A 16,990-nucleotide genomic window follows, 5' to 3' on the forward strand; every position below is an offset into this window, starting at 1 on the left:
CAGCGATATAGGTTGTCAGGATGCGCAGAGTGGTGCAGTTCTCCACCGGAAACGTCGGACGACACTCACTGAGGGCGATCATCGGCAGGCCCGATCTGAAGCTGGTCGGTGTGCATGCGTCCGGTCCGGACAAGATCGGGCGCGACGCCGCCGAGCTGTGTGGGCTCGATGAGCCGACCGGCGTGATCGCGACCGACGACATCGACGCGCTCATCGCTCTGGGGCCCGATTGCGTGGTCTATACGGCGTTGGGGGAGACCCGCCCGATGGAGGCCATCGAGCAGATGTCTCGATTCCTGCGTGCCGGGATCAACGTCGTCGGCACATCGATGGTGTGGCTGGTGACCCCGCGCCAGGCCGACGACTGGCTGCGGGTGCCGCTGGAGGAGGCGTGCGCGGCCGGCGACGCGTCGCTGTATGTCAACGGCATCGATCCCGGCTACTCCGGGGACACCGCGGTCTACGCCGCACTCAGTTTGGTCACCCGTGCCGAGTCGGTGACGGTCAAGGAGATCTTCGACTACGGCAACTACGACGACTACGAATACACCGGCACCGCCATGGGTTTCGGCACCACGCCGGACGACGATCTGCCGATGGCCTTTCAGCCCGGGGTGATCACGGCGATGTTCGGCGGCCTCGTTCGCAACCTCGCCGACCGGCTCGGGGTGGAACTCGACGAGGTCGGCCAACGGTTCGAGCCGTGGTACGCCACCGAGCGCATCGAAAGCACGATGATGACCGTCGAGCCCGGGCAATTGGCCGGGGTGCGCTTTGCCGCCGAAGGCCTGCGCGGCGGTATCCCGATCATCACCGTCGAACACACCACCCGGCTCACCCCGGCGGCCGCGCCGGAGTGGGAATATCCGCCCGAGGGCCAATCCGGGATTCACACGGTGATCGTGGCGGGTGAGCCCCGCATCGAGGTGAGCACGCAACTGTCCCACCCGGTGCTCGACGTGACCGACGCCGGCTGCCTCTCCACGGCGGCGCGGGTGGTCAATGCGATCGACTGGGTGTGTCAGGCGCCTGCGGGATTGATTGCCGCCGAGGATATTCCGCCGACGGAGTTGATTCGTGGGCTGATGTGGTGACGCTTTACGCTAAGGTGCAATGGGGCATCTTCGAGTGCGTTGGGTCTTGACGGGTCGGAAGTGTCAGCCCATCCGATCTCAGTCAGACGCCGGTGTTCATGGGACAGTCAGTTGGTTTAAGCTAAGACGGACGGAAGCGGCGTGTGTGGGCCAACCGTCGCCGGTTACGAGTAGTGCTTGGTCCACTTCAATTCGATCTGCGGGTCAATCGTTACAGGTTCTTTTGTCAAAACCCACAGAATGACCAATTGAACGAAGTAGTAACAGATGAAGGATAGCAGCGCTCGTCCATCGTTGATTGAGAATACCGCGCTTCCCACGACACAGATTGTCACTACTACGCGTGCGGCGGTGCCACTCCCGGGCGGCGAGCCGAAATTTGTAGTGACATAATTCTGAGAAATTATTTGCACCGCAGTTCGCATTAGTGCAATTACTGCAACCAGTAACCAAGGTAGCACCGGACTAGTGAATAGTTTTCCGTAGTGTACGTTTGCATAGTTCAGGCCGACGGCCTGGAGGTAGGTCGACGTGATAGTAGCGATAACGCCTATCCCAATGTAGGACGCTGAGGCTAGCGTCGGATTTAATCCAGTGTCTTTTATATATCGTTGAAACTCGAGCGCTAATCTATTTCGATCTTTGCCATATTTCTTTTGGATCTTCTTAATGATTGGCTGTGAGATCTGTGTAAGTCGATCATTACGCAGACCACTGATCCTGAGCGGCGCGAGAGAAGCCGCCAAGACTGCGCCGAAGATCATGAATGTTAGTGTCCATCCCCCCGACGATGACAATCCTGTAAAATTTTCTACATATGCAAACGACGAACTGAGGAACTGCCAAGTGCGTTCCATAACCCAGTCGATGTGGGCGGCAAGTAAGCAACTCCATACGAATAGCAGCAGCGACCAAATGCCTATGAACCATTGCGCGGTCGACTTTGCGCCCTTCAAGAATCTGGAACCGCCGACGAGCGCAAGAACAAATCCGATGATTCCCAGAACCGACGCCGTATGGTCAATGACGTCCCACATCGCAATGACCCCCCGAGGCATCTATCCGGTTCCTGACCGGCAAAGTGCGTGCGATCATCGTACGGGAAGAACCGACCCGGCATGTCCGGAGAGTCGGTTTGCTGTACGAGTAGGTGACATCCGAGTTGCAAGGATTCGGGTCGATACCCTCGTCCCTTGCCCGATCGAAACCTCGGGACTCACCGGCCTGGTACCCGCCGAACCGAAGCATGAGTTGCTGGACGCCTCGGCGGCTGAGGTGCCGGTGAAGCGCTTGGGTCACCCCGACAAAATCGCCTCCGCGGTGCTGTTCCTGGCCTCGGATCAGAGCAGCTTCATCACCGGGGCGGAACTGGCTGTCATTAATGGTCGGATTTAGGTGTGACTAGCCGCTCCCGCAGTTCCCGTTTGAGCACCTTGCCGTAGCTGTTCTTCGGTAGCGCATCGATGAATTCGTACCGTTTGGGCCGTTTGAACCGAGCGATGCGTTCCAGCAGATGTGCATCGAGGGCCGCGGCGTCGACGTCGCCCACCACGAATGCGACGACGACTTCGCCCCAGTCCGCGTCGGGGGCGCCGACGACGCCGGCCTCGATGACGTCGGGATGTTCGAGCAGGGCTTCCTCGACCTCGCGGGGATAGATGTTGCTGCCCCCGCTGATCACGACGTCCTTGGAGCGGTCGCGCAGGGTGAGGTAGCCGCGGGCGTCGAAGGAGCCCATGTCGCCGGTGTGCAGCCAGCCGTCGTTGAGGGTGGCGGCGGTGGCGGTGGGGTTGTTCCAGTAGCCGGACATGACGACGTCGCCGCGGCAGACGATTTCGCCGATCTCACCGACGGCTGCGGGCACGCCGCCGGAGCCGAGCACGGCAACCTCGACGCCGGACCGCGGGTAACCGACCGAGCCCAGCGTCGCGTCGTCTCCGGTTTCCAGAGCCGCAATATGGTCCGCGCGGCGCAGCCCGGTGATCGTCATCGGCGCCTCGCCCTGGCCGTAGAGCTGCACGAAGATCGGACCGTAGGCGGCCAGCGCCTTCTTGAGGCTGTCGACATACATCGGGCCGCCGCCGTAGACAACGGTTTTCAGGTTCTCCGGACGTGGCCGGCCGGTCTGGATGAGCCGTTGCACCATGGTCGGGGCCAGAAAGGCGCTGCTGCCCGGATGGTGATCGCACAGGTCCAGAAACTCGTCGGGCTCGAACGCGGCCGATTCCGGAATCACCTGGCGGGCACCACGCAACACATACGGCGGGATGTACAGGCCCGAGCCGTGCGACATCGGGGCGCCGTGGATCAGGCTGCAGTTCTCGTCGGGGTCGTCGAAGTCGGCCAGGTGGGACACTGTCATCGCCATCAGGTTGCGATGGGACAGCATGGCGCCCTTGGACTTTCCGGTGGTGCCGCTGGTGTAGAACAGCCAGGCCAGGGCACCGGGGTCGGTGGTCGGGGCGACGGCAGGGGCAGAGTCGAACCACCGGCCGTAGTCCGGCCCACCGATCGTCTCGACCGGGATGTCCAACTCCAACCCGGCCGCGATCTTGGCCGAGGCGAACACCTGACTGGCACCGGAATCCGCGACGATGTCGGCCATCTCGCGCGGGTGCAGCTTGTAATTGATCGGCACGAACACGCACTCGGCCGCCCAGATCGCAAACATCAACTCGACGATCTCGGGCCGGTTCTCGCTGGCGACGGCGATCCGGGTGCCGCGGTCACCGAGAGACTTCAGTGCGGTGGCCAACCGCAGTGTCCGGTCGCGCAGCTGCGCCCAGGTATGTACCTGCTGTTCACCGAGGAACACCGCACCGCGGTCGCCGAACCGGGCGGCGGCCTGGTCGAGAACCGCGAAAACGTTCATCGGGCAATCCATTGCGAGTTCAGCGCGAAGTCGGACAGGTACTTCGTCGAGCTCCACCCACCGTCGACGACGATGGTCTGGCCGTTGATGAAACTGCCGCCCTCCGAGCACAGGAATGCCACCGTGGCGGCGATGTCCTCCACCCGCCCCAGCCGGGTGTGCGGCGTCATCTCGGTCTGCATCTTGCGGAACCCTTCGTTCTCCAACCGGTGCTCGACCATCGGCGTGACCGTGACGCCAGGGGCCACCGCATTGCACCGGATGCCCTGCGCGCCGTACTGACAGGCGATGTGGGTGGTCAGCGCCGTCAAACCACCCTTGGCCGCCGAGTAGGCCCCGCCGCGCAAGCCGCCGACGACGGCGAACGTGGAGGTGACGTTGATGATCGCCGAGCCCGGACCCATGTGCGGCAGCACATCTCGGGCCAGCCGGAACGGTGCCCGCAGCATGATCCCCAGGAAGTAATCCAGGGTTTCGTCGTCGGTCTCGTGCAACGGCTTGGGGCTGCCGATACCGGCGTTGTTGATCAGGAAGTCGACGTGCCCCCAGCGCTGCACGGCGGCCTCGACCACACGAGCCGGGCCGTCGTCGGCGGTTAGGTCGGCCGTGACGGTCTGCACCCGGTCCGGATCACCGATCGCACGCTCCAGTTCGGCGAGCCGGTCCGCATCCCGGCCGGCGCCGACGACGGCCATCCCCGCCGCGGCAAGCGTGGTGGCACAGCCGAATCCGATGCCGCTGCTGGCCCCGGTGACGATCGCAACCTGCATGACTGGTCAACCCTCCAGCGTCGCTCGGATGTGGTGTTTCAAGACTTTGCCTGCGTCGTTCTTCGGTAGCGCATCCCAGATCTCCACCCGCTCCGGGGTTTTGAACCGGGCCAGGCCGTGCTCGGTCAGCACCCGGCCGAGATCGGCCACATCGGGCCGGTGACCGTCGGCCGTCACGAGCACCGCGCAGGCGCGCTCGCCGGTGCGTTCGTCGGGCAGGCCGACGACAGCGATCTCCGTGATGCCGAGTTTGCCGATTAGGATGTCCTCGACTTCCTTGGGGGAGATGTTCTCGCCGTTGCGGATAATCAGGTCCTTGGCCCGCCCGGTCACCTGCAGATAGTCGCCGTCGACCCAACGGCCGAGGTCTCCGGTGCGGAAAGAGCCGTTCTCGTCGAAGGATTCGATGTCGTCGTCGGCGTGCAGATAGCCCAGCAGCATTTGCGGCCCGCGCGCTCGGATTTCGCCGGACACCAGCCGGACCTCGGCGAAGCCCGGCCGGCCGTCGGTCTCGGCGGCATGCTCGACGTCACCGGGTGCCAGTGAACCGACGGTCGTCACCGGTACCTCGGTGGAGCCGTACACCCGGCTGACCACGGCCCGCTCGAAATACGACGACGCCCGCCGGATCAGCGACGGCGGCACCGAGGCCCCACCACAGATGAACACCTTGAGGTCGGGCAGTCGGGTGCCGGCCCGTTCGGCGGCGCCGAGGAGCTGCTCCAGAAACGGTGTCGCCCCGGCCATGTGGGTACACCCGTGGGCGGTCATCAGTGCCACGCCGTCCTCGGCGTTCCAGCGCTGCATCAGCACCGCGGTGCTGCCCAACAGCAACGGACATTCGAAGGCGTAGATGGAACCGCCGATGTGGGCGATGGGCGAGGGCACGAGGAACGTGTCGCCGGGGTCGACCATCCAATGCTGGCCGAGCTGGCGGATCAACGCGTGGATCGAGTTGTGGCTGTGCAGCACGCCTTTGGGCCGCCCGGTAGTGCCCGAGGTGTACATGATCATCCGGACGGCGTCGGGGTCGAGGGCCGGCAGCTCGCCCTCGGCGGCCTCGCCCAGCGTCTCGAATGCCCGGTGTGGCCCGGGATCTCCGCGCAGCACCACCACCTCCGGTGGGGTGTCCAACTGTGCACAGACCCGGATGAGCATGGTGGCGTAGTCGTGGCTGCCGAATTCGGCGGGGATGAAGATCGCCCGGCTCTGCGCGTCGGCGAGGATGAAGCTCAGCTCGCGGTCGCGCAATGAGGGCAGGATCGGGTTGACCACCATGCCGGCCAGCGTGGCGCCCAGGTAGATGATCGCGGCCTCATGCCAGTTGGGCAGCATGAACGACACCACGCTGCCCGGCGGCATCCACTCGGCCAGGCGCAGTGCGAGAGCCCGGGCCCGAGAATGCAATTCACCGGCGGTCAGGGTGACGTCGCCGTCGATCACGAGCGCCCGATCCGGGGTGTCGCGTGCCGCGTCGGCCAGCGCATCGGCCAAGGTGGTGGAAACCCACAGCCCGCGCGCGTAGGCATCGTCGGTGCGGGCTTGATCGTGTCGCATCAGCCTTTGACCCGACGCATCGTCATGGCGTGCCGGAATCGGTCCGACGGGTGGGTGTTGACGGTCACCTGGGCGACCTCGCCGTCGGAGGTGGTGTAGGTCCGCTGCATCTGCAGGGCTGCCGATCCGGCGGCCACCTTGAGGGCCGCAGCCAGCTCATCAGTCGCCGAGATCGCGGAAATCACCTGGTGCACCTCGACGATGCTGACACCGAACAGATCCTCGATCAGCGGGAAGATCGGACCGGAGTGTCGCTGCAGCAGCCGGCCGACGGCGGCGAAGCTGCGGTTGATGTAGTACTCGGTGCGGCAGACCGGGGCGGTGTCGTCGTCGGCCTGCCGGTAGCCGCGCACCGCCAACCATTGTTCACCGAGCGGGAGCCCGGTGCGGTCGGCCAGTTCGGCGTCGATCGTCACCATGGCGTTGGACTCGATGGTGAACTGCGCGCCGGTGGCGAACGCCAGCAGGTCGTTGATCGAAACCACGTCCTGGGCATAGGTATTCGTGGATGCCCGCGGCGCCACCGTGGTCCCGGCGCGGGGCCGCGAGGTGACCAGGTTGTCGTCGCGCAACCGACGTAGCGCTTCACGGACGGTGTAGCGGCTGACCTCGAAGCGCTCACACAGCTCGTGCTCGGTGGGCAACTGCGAGCCCACCGGGTACACCCCGTCGACGATCTCCTTGCGCAGGGTGCGCGCCACCTGGAGGTAACGGTGTTCGGTGGGGGTGAGTGTCATTCTCAACCCCGACGCAGCGCCAGCACGCTGCCGTCCCCGTCACCGGAGACATACAGCGTGCCATCAGGTCCCGCGGTGATTCCGGCGAACGGGCCCTGCGGTCCGGAGAACGGCGGCATACCCTTCAGCGGCTTGGGGGTGACGCCGGGCGGCGGGCCGACCGGCAGCCCGGTAGCGATCGACGTGCGCGCGGCGGTGTCGAGGTCGTACTCGATCACCTCCTTGCTGCCGGAGTCGACGATGTAGAGCGCGCCGTCACGCACCAGGATGCCGTGCGGGGTGTGGAGTCCATCCACCAGCGGCTCGGCCGATCCACCATGTACCCGGACCACCGCACCCGCGACCGACACCAGCGGGGCGCCGTCCGGCCCGAGTGTCACACCGACCGGGGTGTCCAGCCCGGACGCCAGCACGTCGACAACCCCGTCGCGTACCGAAAGAAGCCGTCCCGCACCCTGTTCGACCACCAGCACCGAGTCGTCGGGCGCCAGGGCCACGCCGTAGGGCTGGTCGATGCCGCCCGCCAGCACCTGGCTCACCTCGTCCGCAGAACTTTCGGGGCCGCCCGGGCGGAAGCGGGCCACGGTATCGGCTGCGGTGGTGACGATGAATTCCCCTGGGCCCGAAGCGATCACCCCGCGCAAGAAGCCGGGATAGCCGGGGGAGAACAGCATCGCGACGGTCTGCAGCGCCCCGTCGGGCCCGACGCGGTAGAAGTACGTGCCATCGGCGACATAGAGGTTGCCGTCGGTCCCGACGGTCAGGTCCAGCGGCCAGTTCAGCCCGCCCGGCAACACCGCTGTGGTGCCGCCGGACAGGATCTCGGTGATCTCACCGGTGAAGTTGGAGACGAACAACCGCCCGTCGACGAACGTGCAGTTGTCCAGGCCGGGGGTCAGCTGCGCGAGCAGTGTCTGCTCGCCGTTGCGCGGGTCGATGCGCAGCACCTGGCCGCTGGCGACCTGCGTGGAGACGATGTGGCCGTCGGCGTCGAACTTTACCGAGTCGGGCACGCCGAGTCCGCCGGCGACCACCTCGGGTGACCCCCCGTCAGGATCGATCCGCCAGATCTCGTTGGCCCCCATCACGGGAAAGTAGAGGAGTCCGTCGGGGCCCACCTCCATCGCGTTGGGGGAGGGCACGTTCTCCAGCAGGACCCGCGGGGCACCGCCGGCGAGGTCGAACTCCATCAGCCGGCCACCCTCGCGGCATTCACCGACGAACAGCCGGCCCGCGTGGAAAGTGATGCCGTTGGCCGAGGGAATGTCATCGCGCAGCACGCGGGTGGTGCCGTCGGTGGCGCGGACGCTGACCCGGCCGTCCATCACCTCGGTGGCATAGAGGTTGCCGTCGGCGTCGAAGGCGACGTCGTCGGGGGCGATGATGTCGCCGCCCTTGGCGCTGACGGTCTCGAGCCGTCCGGTGGCCAGGTCCAGGGCGCTGATCTGGCTGCCCGTCACCTGTGCGACGTAGATACGTCCGTCGGGTCCAGTGCGCAGGCCGTTCGCGCCGAACAAGCGGCTGGCAGCGGTGACCTGCTCCAACGTCCAGTCCCCGGCTGCGGTCGGGTTTGCGGTGTACCTCGCGTCAGATACCGAAGCGGCGCTCATGACCTCGGACGTTAGCAACTTGCCGTAGTCCAGACAATAGCTGCCCATCGACCAAGATCAGGCCTTGACGGCTGAATAAGCCCTGGGGAATAGTGTTCTCCAATATGAAGATCGTTATTTATTGTCCGGACAAATAGGGCCGCGCATGGATGGTTCAGTCAACCTGGACGGCCGGGTCGTGGTGGTGTCGGGCGCCGGTGGCGGCGGCATCGGCACCACCGTCACGCGCATGGCGGCCGAGGCCGGCGCCACCGTGGTGGCGGTGAGCCGCTCGCAGGACAACCTCGACACCCACGTCGCCCCGCTGGCCGACAAGGGCTTGAACGTGGTGACGGTGGCGGCCGACGCGTCCACCGACGAGGGCATCGCCACCGTGCTTGACGCGGCGCGCCGGGCGGACGGGCAGTTGTACGGTCTGGTCAACGTCGCCGGCGGCGCGGCACCGTCCACCTGGATGCCGGCCACCCGGGTCTCCCGGGCCGACTGGCGCGAGCTGTTCACCGCGAATCTGGAAACCATGTTCTTCATGAGCCAGGCCGTTGCGGGTGAGATTCGGGCCCAAGGTAATCCGGGCTCCATCGTGTCGGTGTCCTCGATCAGTGGAATGAACACCGCGCCCTACCACATCGCCTATGGCACGGCGAAAGCTGCGATCGTGGCAGCCACCCGGACCATGGCGGTGGAACTGGCGCCTGAGGGTATCCGGGTCAACGCCGTCGCTCCCGGGGTGACCGAAACCGCCGCCTCGGCAACGTATGTCGACGCCGACCCGGAGCGCGACCAGCGGGCGATCGCGATGGGCCGGCGCGGCACTCCCGAGGAGCAGGCCAAAGCGATCCTGTTTCTGCTCTCCGATCTGTCGAGCTACATCACCGGCCAGACGATCCTCGTCGACGGCGGTCTCAACCTGCGGTGGACCCACCTCGGCGGGGACAACACCTCGCTGTTCCTCAAGGACGAATCCTTCCGCGAAGCCATCAGGAGGATCTAATGGCCCATACCGAATCACATCTCGACGCCGCGCTGGAGGTCGACGCCGAACCGGATGACTCGACGGGGATCATCGCCGAGGACCTGTCGGAGCCGATGACCATCCCGGTCGAGGCTTATATCAGTCCGGATTACGCACGCGCGGAACGGGATCGGCTGTGGCGCAAGGTATGGCAGCAAGTCGGTCGGGTCGAGGAAATTCCGGAGGTCGGCAACTACCTCACCTACGACATTCTCGACGACTCGATCATCATCGTGCGGACCGGCGCAGAAACCTTTGCCGCCCACCACAACGTCTGCATGCACCGTGGGCGCAAGCTGATCGACAACCCCGAGGGGGCCAAGAACGCGAACGGCCGGGCCCGGAAATCCTTCGTCTGCGGGTTCCACGGCTGGACGTACGGTCTCGACGGCGCCTGCACCCACATCCGCGAACAGGACGACTGGCAGGGCAAACTCACCGCGGCTAACACGCATTTGGCGCCCGTGCAGGTGGACACGTGGGGCGGCTGGCTGTTCATCAACATGGACCCGCACTGCGAGCCGTTGATCGACTACCTGTACCCGGCGGCCAAGATCCTCGACCCGTTCGGGTTGGAGAACATGCGCTACAAGTGGCGCAAGTGGTTGTACTTCGACTGCAACTGGAAGGTCGCGATGGAGGCCTTCAACGAGACCTACCACGTGTTCACCACGCACCCGGAGTTCAACCAGTTCGGCGAGTTCAAGGGCTGGGCAAAGGCGCAGGGCAAGCACAGCAACATCGGCTACGACGCGCCGAAGGGTCTGGACGAGACCAAGTCCAAGATCCGCCTGGGAACCGGTGATCCGCGCATCTCGACGGCCGAGATGCAGGTGTACACCATGGAAGAGACCAACGCGACGACGACGAACACCCTGGTGAACGCCGCCAAACGGCTGGTCGACGAACTGCCCGAGGGAACTCCGGCCGACGAGGTGCTGCAGCACTGGCTGGCCTCGGCCCGTCGTGATGACGAGGCGCGCGGCGTGATCTGGCCGACCATCCCGCCGGACATCCTGGGACAGAGCGGCACGGCCTGGCAGATCTTCCCGAACTTCCAAGTGGGACAGGGCCTGACCAGTGCACTGTGCTACAGCGCCCGCCCCGATCCGAGCTACAACCCGGACAAGTGCATCTTCGAGGTCGCCGTCTTCGAGCTGTATCCCAAAGGGGAGGAGCCGCAGACCGAGTGGGCCTACACCCCGAAGGACTCCCCGAACTGGCTGTCGGTGCTGCCGCAGGACTTCTCGAACATGGCCGCAGTGCAACAGGGGATGAAATCCGCGGGCTTCCCGGGAACTCTGCCGAATCCCTACCGCGAACGCAGCACGGTCAACCTGCACTACCAACTTTCCAAGTACATGGGCACCGGAGAGCCCCGAGACATCCAGTGATTTGGGTGCATCCAGTAACGCTCAGCGTTACCAGACGCACCCAAATCGCCGAGTAAGGAGACAACATGAAGGTCAATCTGGGTACCGGAGCGCAGAACTCCCAGGACTGGGAGCGAGTGCTCGCCGGTGATTTCAGCACCCCGCCGGCCACGCCGGACTACAAGTGCGTGCAGGCCGCGCTGGCCCTCGGTGATCTCGCCGAGCCGCTGGGCTTCGACGGGATCTGGTTCCCCGAGCATCACGGCACGCCATATGGCATGACGCCCAACCCGATTCAGGCCCTGACCTATTTCGCCGGACGCACCGAGCGGGTCAGCCTCGGTACGTTCGTGGCGGTGGTGCCGTGGTGGAACCCGATCCGGTTGGCCACCCAGATCGCCTACCTCGACATCGTCTCCAACGGTCGCTACACCACGATCGGCCTGGGCCGTGGGGTGTCGAAGGGTGAGTTCGCTGCGGTCGGGGTGCCGCGCGAAGAGAGCCGCGACCGGTTCAACGAGACCCTGGACATCCTCAAGCTGGCCTTCTCGGGTGAGCGGTTCTCCTACGAGGGCAAGATCTTCAGCTTCCCGGAGATGTCGCTGCGCCCGGAGCCGATCAGCACCGACCTGTTCGACCGCATCTACAGCTCGTCCTCGACCGCCGAGTCACTGGAGATCCTGTCCCGGCGCGGCATGGTGCCGTTGTTCGTGGGCAACAAGCCGATCACCGATGCCGGTGAAGAGGTGCGCAAGGTCAACACCTTCCGCGCCGAGGAGGGCCTGGGACCGTGTCAGCCCAAGAACGTGATGTTCATGTACTGCGTGGGCTCCGAAGACGAGGTCGCCCAAACCGAAGAATGGATCTGGACCGCCAACCGCGACGTCAACGTGCACTACGGTTTCGCCGACGCGTCGAACTTCAAGGGCGTCAAGGGCTATGAGGCCTACGCCGCCCGCGAGGCCAGCGCGACGGCCGTGCTGGCCTCGGAGGTCGGCAACCAGAAGAAGGGCGGCCCGCCCGGATACCACGCCTCCAACCTGCTCATCGGAACCCCCGAGACGGTGTTCGAAAAGCTCAAGGCCGCGCAGGAGGCCTGTTCGTTCTGCGAGGTCACCATCGTTCCGCAGTTCGGCACCATGCCGTATGAGAAGGCCATGGAGTCCACCAAGCTGTTCGCCGCCGAGGTGCTGCCCGCGGTGCACGATATGGAAGCCCCGCTGCATCCGGGTGCGCTCCCCGAAAAGGCCAACGCATGAACCAACCGTGTGGGCCCACCGACGTCCCCACCGACATCGACATCGATGCGATCCGGGAGAAGTACGCCGCCGAGCGGGCCAAGCGGCTCCGGCCCGAGGGCGGGGATCAATACCTGGAACTGGAAGGTGAATACGCCGAGTTCTACGAGGTCGACCCGTACACCACGGTGACCGAGCGGGACCCGATCGTCGAAGACGCCGACGTGGTCATCCTCGGCGGTGGCTTCGCCGGCCTGCTCGCCGGGGCCTACCTGAAGAAGGCCGGGGTCGAAGGGATCCGGGTCATCGAGATGGCCGGCGATTTCGGCGGGGTGTGGTACTGGAACCGCTTCCCGGGAATCCAGTGCGACAACGACGCCTACTGCTACATCCCGCTGCTCGAAGAGCTCGACTTCATGCCGAGCAAGAAGTTCGCCGACGGCGCGGAGATCTTCCAGCACTGCCGCAACATCGGCAAGCACTTCGGATTGTACGACGGTGCGCTGTTCTCCACCCAGGTCCGTGAACTGCGTTGGGACGACGCGACGCAGCGCTGGCAGATCAGCACCGACCGGGGTGACGACATCCGGGCCCGGTTCGTGGTGATGGCTCAAGGCTCCTACAACCGGCCCAAGCTCCCAGGCATCCCGGGAATCAAGGACTTCACCGGTCACGTGTTCCACTCCGCCCGTTGGGATTACGACTACACCGGCGGTGATGCCGACGGTGGCCTGCACAAACTGGCCGACAAGCGCGTCGCACTCGTCGGCACCGGCGCCACCGGTATCCAACTGGTACCGCACCTGGGCCGCGACGCCAAAGAACTGTTCGTCTTCCAGCGCACCCCGTCGTCGGTCGATGCGCGCACGAACCCGCCCACCGACCCAGAATGGGCCGCGTCGCTGCAGCCCGGTTGGCAGGAAGAGCGCAAGCGCAACTTCCACAACTGGTCGCCGTTCGTCGGCGTGGTGTTCGGTGAACCAGACCTGGTGTGCGACTTCTGGACTGAGCTCGGGCGGAACCTGACCGCCCGGATCGCGGCCACGGAGAACCCCGCAGAAGTCACCATCGAGCAGATCATGGCCTTCCGCGAGGAAGAAGACTTCAAGATCATGGAGCGGCTGCGCCGCCATGTTGCCGAGATCGTCAAGGATCCCGAGACGGCCGAGGCGCTCAAGCCGTACTACCGATTCATGTGCAAGCGGCCGACGTCCAGCGAGCACTACCTGGAAACCTTCAACCGCCCCAATGTGACGCTCGTCGACGTGTCGGCCTCCAAGGGTGTGGAGCGGCTGACGGAGAAGGGCATCGTCGCCGACGGCGTCGAATACGAGGTCGACTGCGTGATCTTCGCGAGTGGCTTCGAGATCTCCACCGAGATCAGCCGCCGGTTCGCGATCGAGAACATCGTGGGCCGCGATGGGCTGTCGTTGTTCGACTACTGGCAGAACGACTACAAGACCCTGCACGGCATGACCAGCCGCGGATTCCCCAACCAGTTCTTCATGGGCTTCATCCAGGGCGGGGTATCGGCCAACACCACGGCGATGTTCGAACAGCAGGCCAAGCACATCGCCTACCTCATCGCCGAGGCGCAGAACCGGGGCGCCACCACGGTCGAGCCCAGCCAGGAGGGTCAGGACGCCTGGGTGGCCACGGTCCGTGAACTGTCGATCGACAACTCGGCGTTCGAACTGTCCTGCACGCCGGGCTATTACAACAACGAGGGCCGCGGGGGAGCGGAACGTAACGGTGCCTTCCTCGGCGATTTCTACTCGCCCGGTTTCTACGCCTTCGACGAGCTGATTGCCGAATGGCGGGACAAGGGTGACCTGGAGGGTCTGGAGCTCACCTCATGACGACCTCGACTGCTCTGCAAACCCGGGATATCAAGCCCCACATCGGAACCGAGATCCGGTCCGACAAGGCTGCGCTGCTGTCCGGTGAGCATGCCGGCCGGATTCGCGAACTGCTCGAGCAGCGCGGGGTGCTGGTGTTCCCGCAGATCGGGTTCACCGATGACGAGCAGATCGCCTTCACCGAAACGCTGGGCACCTTCGCCCCCGAACACCAGGGCGAGAAGCTGTACAAGGTGTCGCTGGACACCGAGGTGAACAAGCAGGCGGACTACCTCAAAGGCTCGCTGTACTGGCACATCGACGGGACCATGAACGAGGTCCCGATCCTCGCCTCACTGCTGCAGAGCGTGGCGCTGGGTAACCCCGACGAAGGCGACACCGAGTTCTGCAACACCTACGCCGCCTATGACGCGCTGTCGGATGCGGACAAGGCCGAGATCGAGGGCCTGCGGGTGATGCACTCGGCGTGGAACACGTTGTTCTACTACGACCCCGAACCCGACACCAAGACGTTGCGTCGCATGATGGCCATCGGCGACCGGGAACTGCCGCTGGTGTGGACGCATCAGTCCGGTCGTAAGTCGCTGGTGCTCGGCGCTACCGCGCGGCACATCACCGCTGTGGACTTCAAGAAGAGCGCCGAACTGCTGGTGCGGCTGCGGGATTGGGCCACTCAGCCGGACTTCACCTACCGGCACAAGTGGACCGTCGGCGACCTGGTGATCTGGGACAACACCGGAACCATGCACCGGGCCACACCGTATGACCCCGCATCGGGCCGGCTGTTGCAGCGCACCAAGCTCGAGGGCGAGGAGCCCTTCGCTTGAGCACTCTGCGATTCGACGATCGCGTCGCCGTCATCACCGGCGCCGGGCGGGGGCTGGGCCGGGAATACGCGCTGCTGCTGGCGTCGCGGGGAGCGAAGGTCGTCGTCAACGACCCCGGCGCCAGCCTCACCGGCGACGGGACCGACACCACCCCGGCGCAGCAAGTGGTCGACGAAATCATCACGGCGGGTGGCGAAGCCGTCGCTGTCACCGATTCGGTGGCCACACCCGAAGGTGGCCAGGCGATCATCGGCAAAGCCATCGACGCATTCGGCCGGCTCGACATCCTGATCCACAACGCCGGCACAGTGCGCCGTGGCTCGCTGAAGGAGATGAGCTACGACGATTTCGAAGCCGTTCTCGACGTGCACCTGCGCGGTGCATTCCACGTTGTGCGCCCGGCGTTTCCGCTGATGTGCGACGCCGGGTACGGCCGGGTGGTGCTGACGAGCTCGATCGGCGGGCTCTACGGCAACCATGAGGTGGCCAACTATGCCGCGGCCAAGGCCGGCATCCTCGGGCTGTGCAATGTGGTGGCACTGGAAGGTGCCGCCGACGGGGTGATGTGCAACGCGATCGTGCCCGGCGCGGTGACCCGGATGGCCGAGGGCTTGGACACCTCGGCGTACCCGCCGATGGGTGCGGACCTGGTGGCGCCGACCGTCGGGTGGTTGGCCCATGAATCCTGTTCAGTCACCGGGGAATACTTCGTGGCGATCGCGGGGCGCATCGCGCGGGCGGCGATCGCGGAGTCGCCGGGGGTATACCAGCCGTCATGGACCGTCGAGGAGGTCGGGAAGCAGATGGACGGTATCCGTGACCTCTGCGCGCCGGTGATCTTCCCGGTGGTTCCCGACGGGCATGCCGACCACATCCGCTACAGCTTCAGTAAGGCAGCGTCATGACAACCGGTCCACTGCACGGTGTTCGGGTCGTCGACCTCACCGCCATGGTGATGGGTCCGTACTGCACACAGATCATGGCCGACATGGGCGCCGACGTCATCAAGGTCGAAACCCCGGCGGGGGACAACACCCGCTACATCTCGGTGGGCCCGGCGCCCGGTATGAGCGGGGTGTTCGTCAACGTCAACCGCGGCAAGCGCAGCGTGGTGCTGGATCTGCGGTCGGACGCGGGCAAGGAGACCTTGCGGGCCCTGATCGCCGACGCCGACGTCTTCATCCACTCGATGCGGGCCAAGGCCATCACCAAGCTCGGTTTCGGTTACGACGAGGTGGCCGCGATCAATCCGGGCATCGTCTACACCAACTGCTACGGCTACGGCCGTCGTGGTCCGGACGCCGACCGGCCCGCCTACGACGACACCATCCAGGCTGAGTGCGGATTGCCTGCCGTGCAACAGCAATTGACGGGGGAGGCCTCCTACGTCGGCACGATCATGGCCGACAAGGTGGCCGGACTGACCGCGCTCTACGCCACCACCATGGCGCTGTTCCACCGCGAGCGCACCGGTGAGGGCCAGGAGGTCGAGGTCAGCATGTTCGAGACCATGGCCTCTTTCATGCTGGTCGAACATGCCAACGGCGCCATGTTCGACCCCCCGCTCGGGCCTGCGGTCTACCCGCGGGCGGTCACCCCCAACCGCCGGCCGTACGAGACCAAGGACGGCCACATCGCCGCCCTGATCTACAACGACAAGCACTGGAACGCGTTCATCGACCGGGTGCAACCGAGTTGGAACAACCCGGCGTACGACACCCTCGAACAGCGGGCTCGCCAGATCGACACGGTCTACGGGCTGTTGGCGCAGACGCTCAAGGAGCGCACCACCGCCGAATGGTTGGATCTGTTCGCGGAGTTGGAGATTCCGGCCGCGCCGATGCTTACCCCCGACGCCCTGTTCGAGAACGAGCACCTCAACGCGGTCGGGTTGTTCGAAACCGTCGACACGCCGCACGGCCGGGTGCGGATGCCCGGGGTGCCGACGTGGTTCTCCCGCACGCCCGGCCGGATCGCCGGGTACGCACCGGAACTGGGCGCCGACACCGACGAGGTGCTGGCCGAGCTCGGGCCGCGATAG

15 protein-coding genes are annotated in these 16,990 nt (G+C 65.3%); 9 read left to right on the forward strand and 6 right to left on the reverse strand.

What is annotated here, in order from left to right; translation table 11 throughout:
* Positions 1 to 20: 20 nt before the first annotated feature.
* Positions 21 to 1,094, forward strand: coding sequence for a dihydrodipicolinate reductase (locus A5699_RS16330; protein WP_067771035.1), 1,074 nt, complete (start codon positions 21 to 23; stop codon positions 1,092 to 1,094).
* A gap of 164 nt (positions 1,095 to 1,258) precedes the next feature.
* Here A5699_RS16330 and A5699_RS30310 read toward each other — a convergent pair whose 3' ends face one another.
* The gene (locus A5699_RS30310; protein ID WP_369806710.1) at positions 1,259 to 2,131 is read right to left on the reverse strand and encodes a hypothetical protein; all 873 of its coding nucleotides are present in this window, start codon (positions 2,129 to 2,131) and stop codon (positions 1,259 to 1,261) included.
* A 4-nt stretch (positions 2,132 to 2,135) separates the two neighbouring features.
* On the opposite strand from A5699_RS30310, the gene A5699_RS29965 reads away from it, so the two are divergent.
* Positions 2,136 to 2,489: an SDR family oxidoreductase gene (locus tag A5699_RS29965; protein WP_231965743.1), complete on the forward strand. Its 354-nt coding sequence runs from the start codon at positions 2,136 to 2,138 to the stop codon at positions 2,487 to 2,489.
* Here the strand turns inward: A5699_RS29965 and A5699_RS16335 are convergent.
* Genes A5699_RS16335 through A5699_RS16355 form a run of 5 tightly spaced genes read right to left on the reverse strand, consistent with a single transcriptional unit; the run spans position 2,473 to position 8,640 of the window.
* Positions 2,473 to 3,966 carry a long-chain fatty acid--CoA ligase gene (locus tag A5699_RS16335; RefSeq protein ID WP_067771036.1) on the reverse strand — a complete coding sequence of 498 codons (1,494 nt, stop codon included), beginning with the start codon at positions 3,964 to 3,966 and terminating at the stop codon, positions 2,473 to 2,475. The two genes, A5699_RS29965 and A5699_RS16335, sit on opposite strands and share 17 nt — an antisense overlap.
* Entirely contained in the window at positions 3,963 to 4,736 is a 774-nt protein-coding gene (locus tag A5699_RS16340; RefSeq protein WP_067771037.1) for an SDR family NAD(P)-dependent oxidoreductase, read from the reverse strand. Before A5699_RS16340 ends, A5699_RS16335 begins: the two co-directional genes overlap by 4 nt.
* Before the next feature lie 6 nt (positions 4,737 to 4,742).
* Positions 4,743 to 6,293: an AMP-binding protein gene (locus A5699_RS16345; protein WP_067771039.1), complete on the reverse strand. Its 1,551-nt coding sequence runs from the start codon at positions 6,291 to 6,293 to the stop codon at positions 4,743 to 4,745.
* Positions 6,293 to 7,030: a GntR family transcriptional regulator gene (locus A5699_RS16350; protein ID WP_067771040.1), complete on the reverse strand. Its 738-nt coding sequence runs from the start codon at positions 7,028 to 7,030 to the stop codon at positions 6,293 to 6,295. The genes A5699_RS16345 and A5699_RS16350 overlap by 1 nt, the downstream gene beginning before the upstream one ends.
* Before the next feature lie 2 nt (positions 7,031 to 7,032).
* Complete coding sequence (locus A5699_RS16355; protein WP_067771189.1) at positions 7,033 to 8,640, reverse strand: SMP-30/gluconolactonase/LRE family protein; 1,608 nt, start codon at positions 8,638 to 8,640, stop codon at positions 7,033 to 7,035.
* A 145-nt stretch (positions 8,641 to 8,785) separates the two neighbouring features.
* On the opposite strand from A5699_RS16355, the gene A5699_RS16360 reads away from it, so the two are divergent.
* The 7 genes from A5699_RS16360 to A5699_RS16390 all read left to right on the forward strand — a co-directional run bounded on the left by A5699_RS16360 (position 8,786) and on the right by A5699_RS16390 (position 16,990).
* Positions 8,786 to 9,631 carry an SDR family NAD(P)-dependent oxidoreductase gene (locus A5699_RS16360; protein ID WP_067771042.1) on the forward strand — a complete coding sequence of 282 codons (846 nt, stop codon included), beginning with the start codon at positions 8,786 to 8,788 and terminating at the stop codon, positions 9,629 to 9,631.
* Positions 9,631 to 11,046 (forward strand): SRPBCC family protein, encoded by a 1,416-nt coding sequence (locus A5699_RS16365; protein ID WP_067771043.1) that lies wholly within the window; start codon positions 9,631 to 9,633, stop codon positions 11,044 to 11,046. Before A5699_RS16360 ends, A5699_RS16365 begins: the two co-directional genes overlap by 1 nt.
* A 65-nt stretch (positions 11,047 to 11,111) precedes the next feature.
* Positions 11,112 to 12,284, forward strand: a complete 1,173-nt coding sequence (locus A5699_RS16370; RefSeq protein WP_067771045.1) for an LLM class flavin-dependent oxidoreductase — start codon at positions 11,112 to 11,114, stop codon at positions 12,282 to 12,284.
* Positions 12,281 to 14,122 (forward strand): NAD(P)/FAD-dependent oxidoreductase, encoded by a 1,842-nt coding sequence (locus A5699_RS16375; protein WP_067771046.1) that lies wholly within the window; start codon positions 12,281 to 12,283, stop codon positions 14,120 to 14,122. The genes A5699_RS16370 and A5699_RS16375 overlap by 4 nt, the downstream gene beginning before the upstream one ends.
* On the forward strand, positions 14,119 to 14,949 hold the full coding sequence (locus tag A5699_RS16380) for a TauD/TfdA family dioxygenase (protein WP_067771048.1): 831 nt from the start codon (positions 14,119 to 14,121) through the stop codon (positions 14,947 to 14,949). The genes A5699_RS16375 and A5699_RS16380 overlap by 4 nt, the downstream gene beginning before the upstream one ends.
* The gene (locus A5699_RS16385; protein ID WP_067771049.1) at positions 14,946 to 15,854 is read left to right on the forward strand and encodes an SDR family NAD(P)-dependent oxidoreductase; all 909 of its coding nucleotides are present in this window, start codon (positions 14,946 to 14,948) and stop codon (positions 15,852 to 15,854) included. Before A5699_RS16380 ends, A5699_RS16385 begins: the two co-directional genes overlap by 4 nt.
* Positions 15,851 to 16,990 carry a CaiB/BaiF CoA-transferase family protein gene (locus A5699_RS16390; protein WP_067771051.1) on the forward strand — a complete coding sequence of 380 codons (1,140 nt, stop codon included), beginning with the start codon at positions 15,851 to 15,853 and terminating at the stop codon, positions 16,988 to 16,990. Before A5699_RS16385 ends, A5699_RS16390 begins: the two co-directional genes overlap by 4 nt.

The sequence above is a fragment of the Mycobacterium sp. E802 genome (assembly GCF_001666875.1).
Classification (GTDB): Bacteria; Actinomycetota; Actinomycetes; order Mycobacteriales; family Mycobacteriaceae; genus Mycobacterium.

Bases quoted from the DNA above. Each gene is read 5' to 3' on its own strand.
- A5699_RS16340 (WP_067771037.1), bottom strand. From the start codon at position 4,736: ATGCAGGTTGCGATCGTCACCGGGGCCAGCAGCGGCATCGGATTCGGC.
- A5699_RS16345 (WP_067771039.1), bottom strand. From the start codon at position 6,293: ATGCGACACGATCAAGCCCGCACCGACGATGCCTACGCGCGCGGGCTG.
- A5699_RS16365 (WP_067771043.1), top strand. From the start codon at position 9,631: ATGGCCCATACCGAATCACATCTCGACGCCGCGCTGGAGGTCGACGCC.
- A5699_RS16370 (WP_067771045.1), top strand. From the start codon at position 11,112: ATGAAGGTCAATCTGGGTACCGGAGCGCAGAACTCCCAGGACTGGGAG.
- A5699_RS16375 (WP_067771046.1), top strand. From the start codon at position 12,281: ATGAACCAACCGTGTGGGCCCACCGACGTCCCCACCGACATCGACATC.
- A5699_RS16335 (WP_067771036.1), bottom strand. From the start codon at position 3,966: ATGAACGTTTTCGCGGTTCTCGACCAGGCCGCCGCCCGGTTCGGCGAC.
- A5699_RS16350 (WP_067771040.1), bottom strand. From the start codon at position 7,030: ATGACACTCACCCCCACCGAACACCGTTACCTCCAGGTGGCGCGCACC.
- A5699_RS16390 (WP_067771051.1), top strand. From the start codon at position 15,851: ATGACAACCGGTCCACTGCACGGTGTTCGGGTCGTCGACCTCACCGCC.
- A5699_RS30310 (WP_369806710.1), bottom strand. From the start codon at position 2,131: ATGTGGGACGTCATTGACCATACGGCGTCGGTTCTGGGAATCATCGGA.
- A5699_RS16330 (WP_067771035.1), top strand. From the start codon at position 21: ATGCGCAGAGTGGTGCAGTTCTCCACCGGAAACGTCGGACGACACTCA.
- A5699_RS16355 (WP_067771189.1), bottom strand. From the start codon at position 8,640: ATGAGCGCCGCTTCGGTATCTGACGCGAGGTACACCGCAAACCCGACC.
- A5699_RS29965 (WP_231965743.1), top strand. From the start codon at position 2,136: ATGACCCCCCGAGGCATCTATCCGGTTCCTGACCGGCAAAGTGCGTGC.
- A5699_RS16380 (WP_067771048.1), top strand. From the start codon at position 14,119: ATGACGACCTCGACTGCTCTGCAAACCCGGGATATCAAGCCCCACATC.
- A5699_RS16360 (WP_067771042.1), top strand. From the start codon at position 8,786: ATGGATGGTTCAGTCAACCTGGACGGCCGGGTCGTGGTGGTGTCGGGC.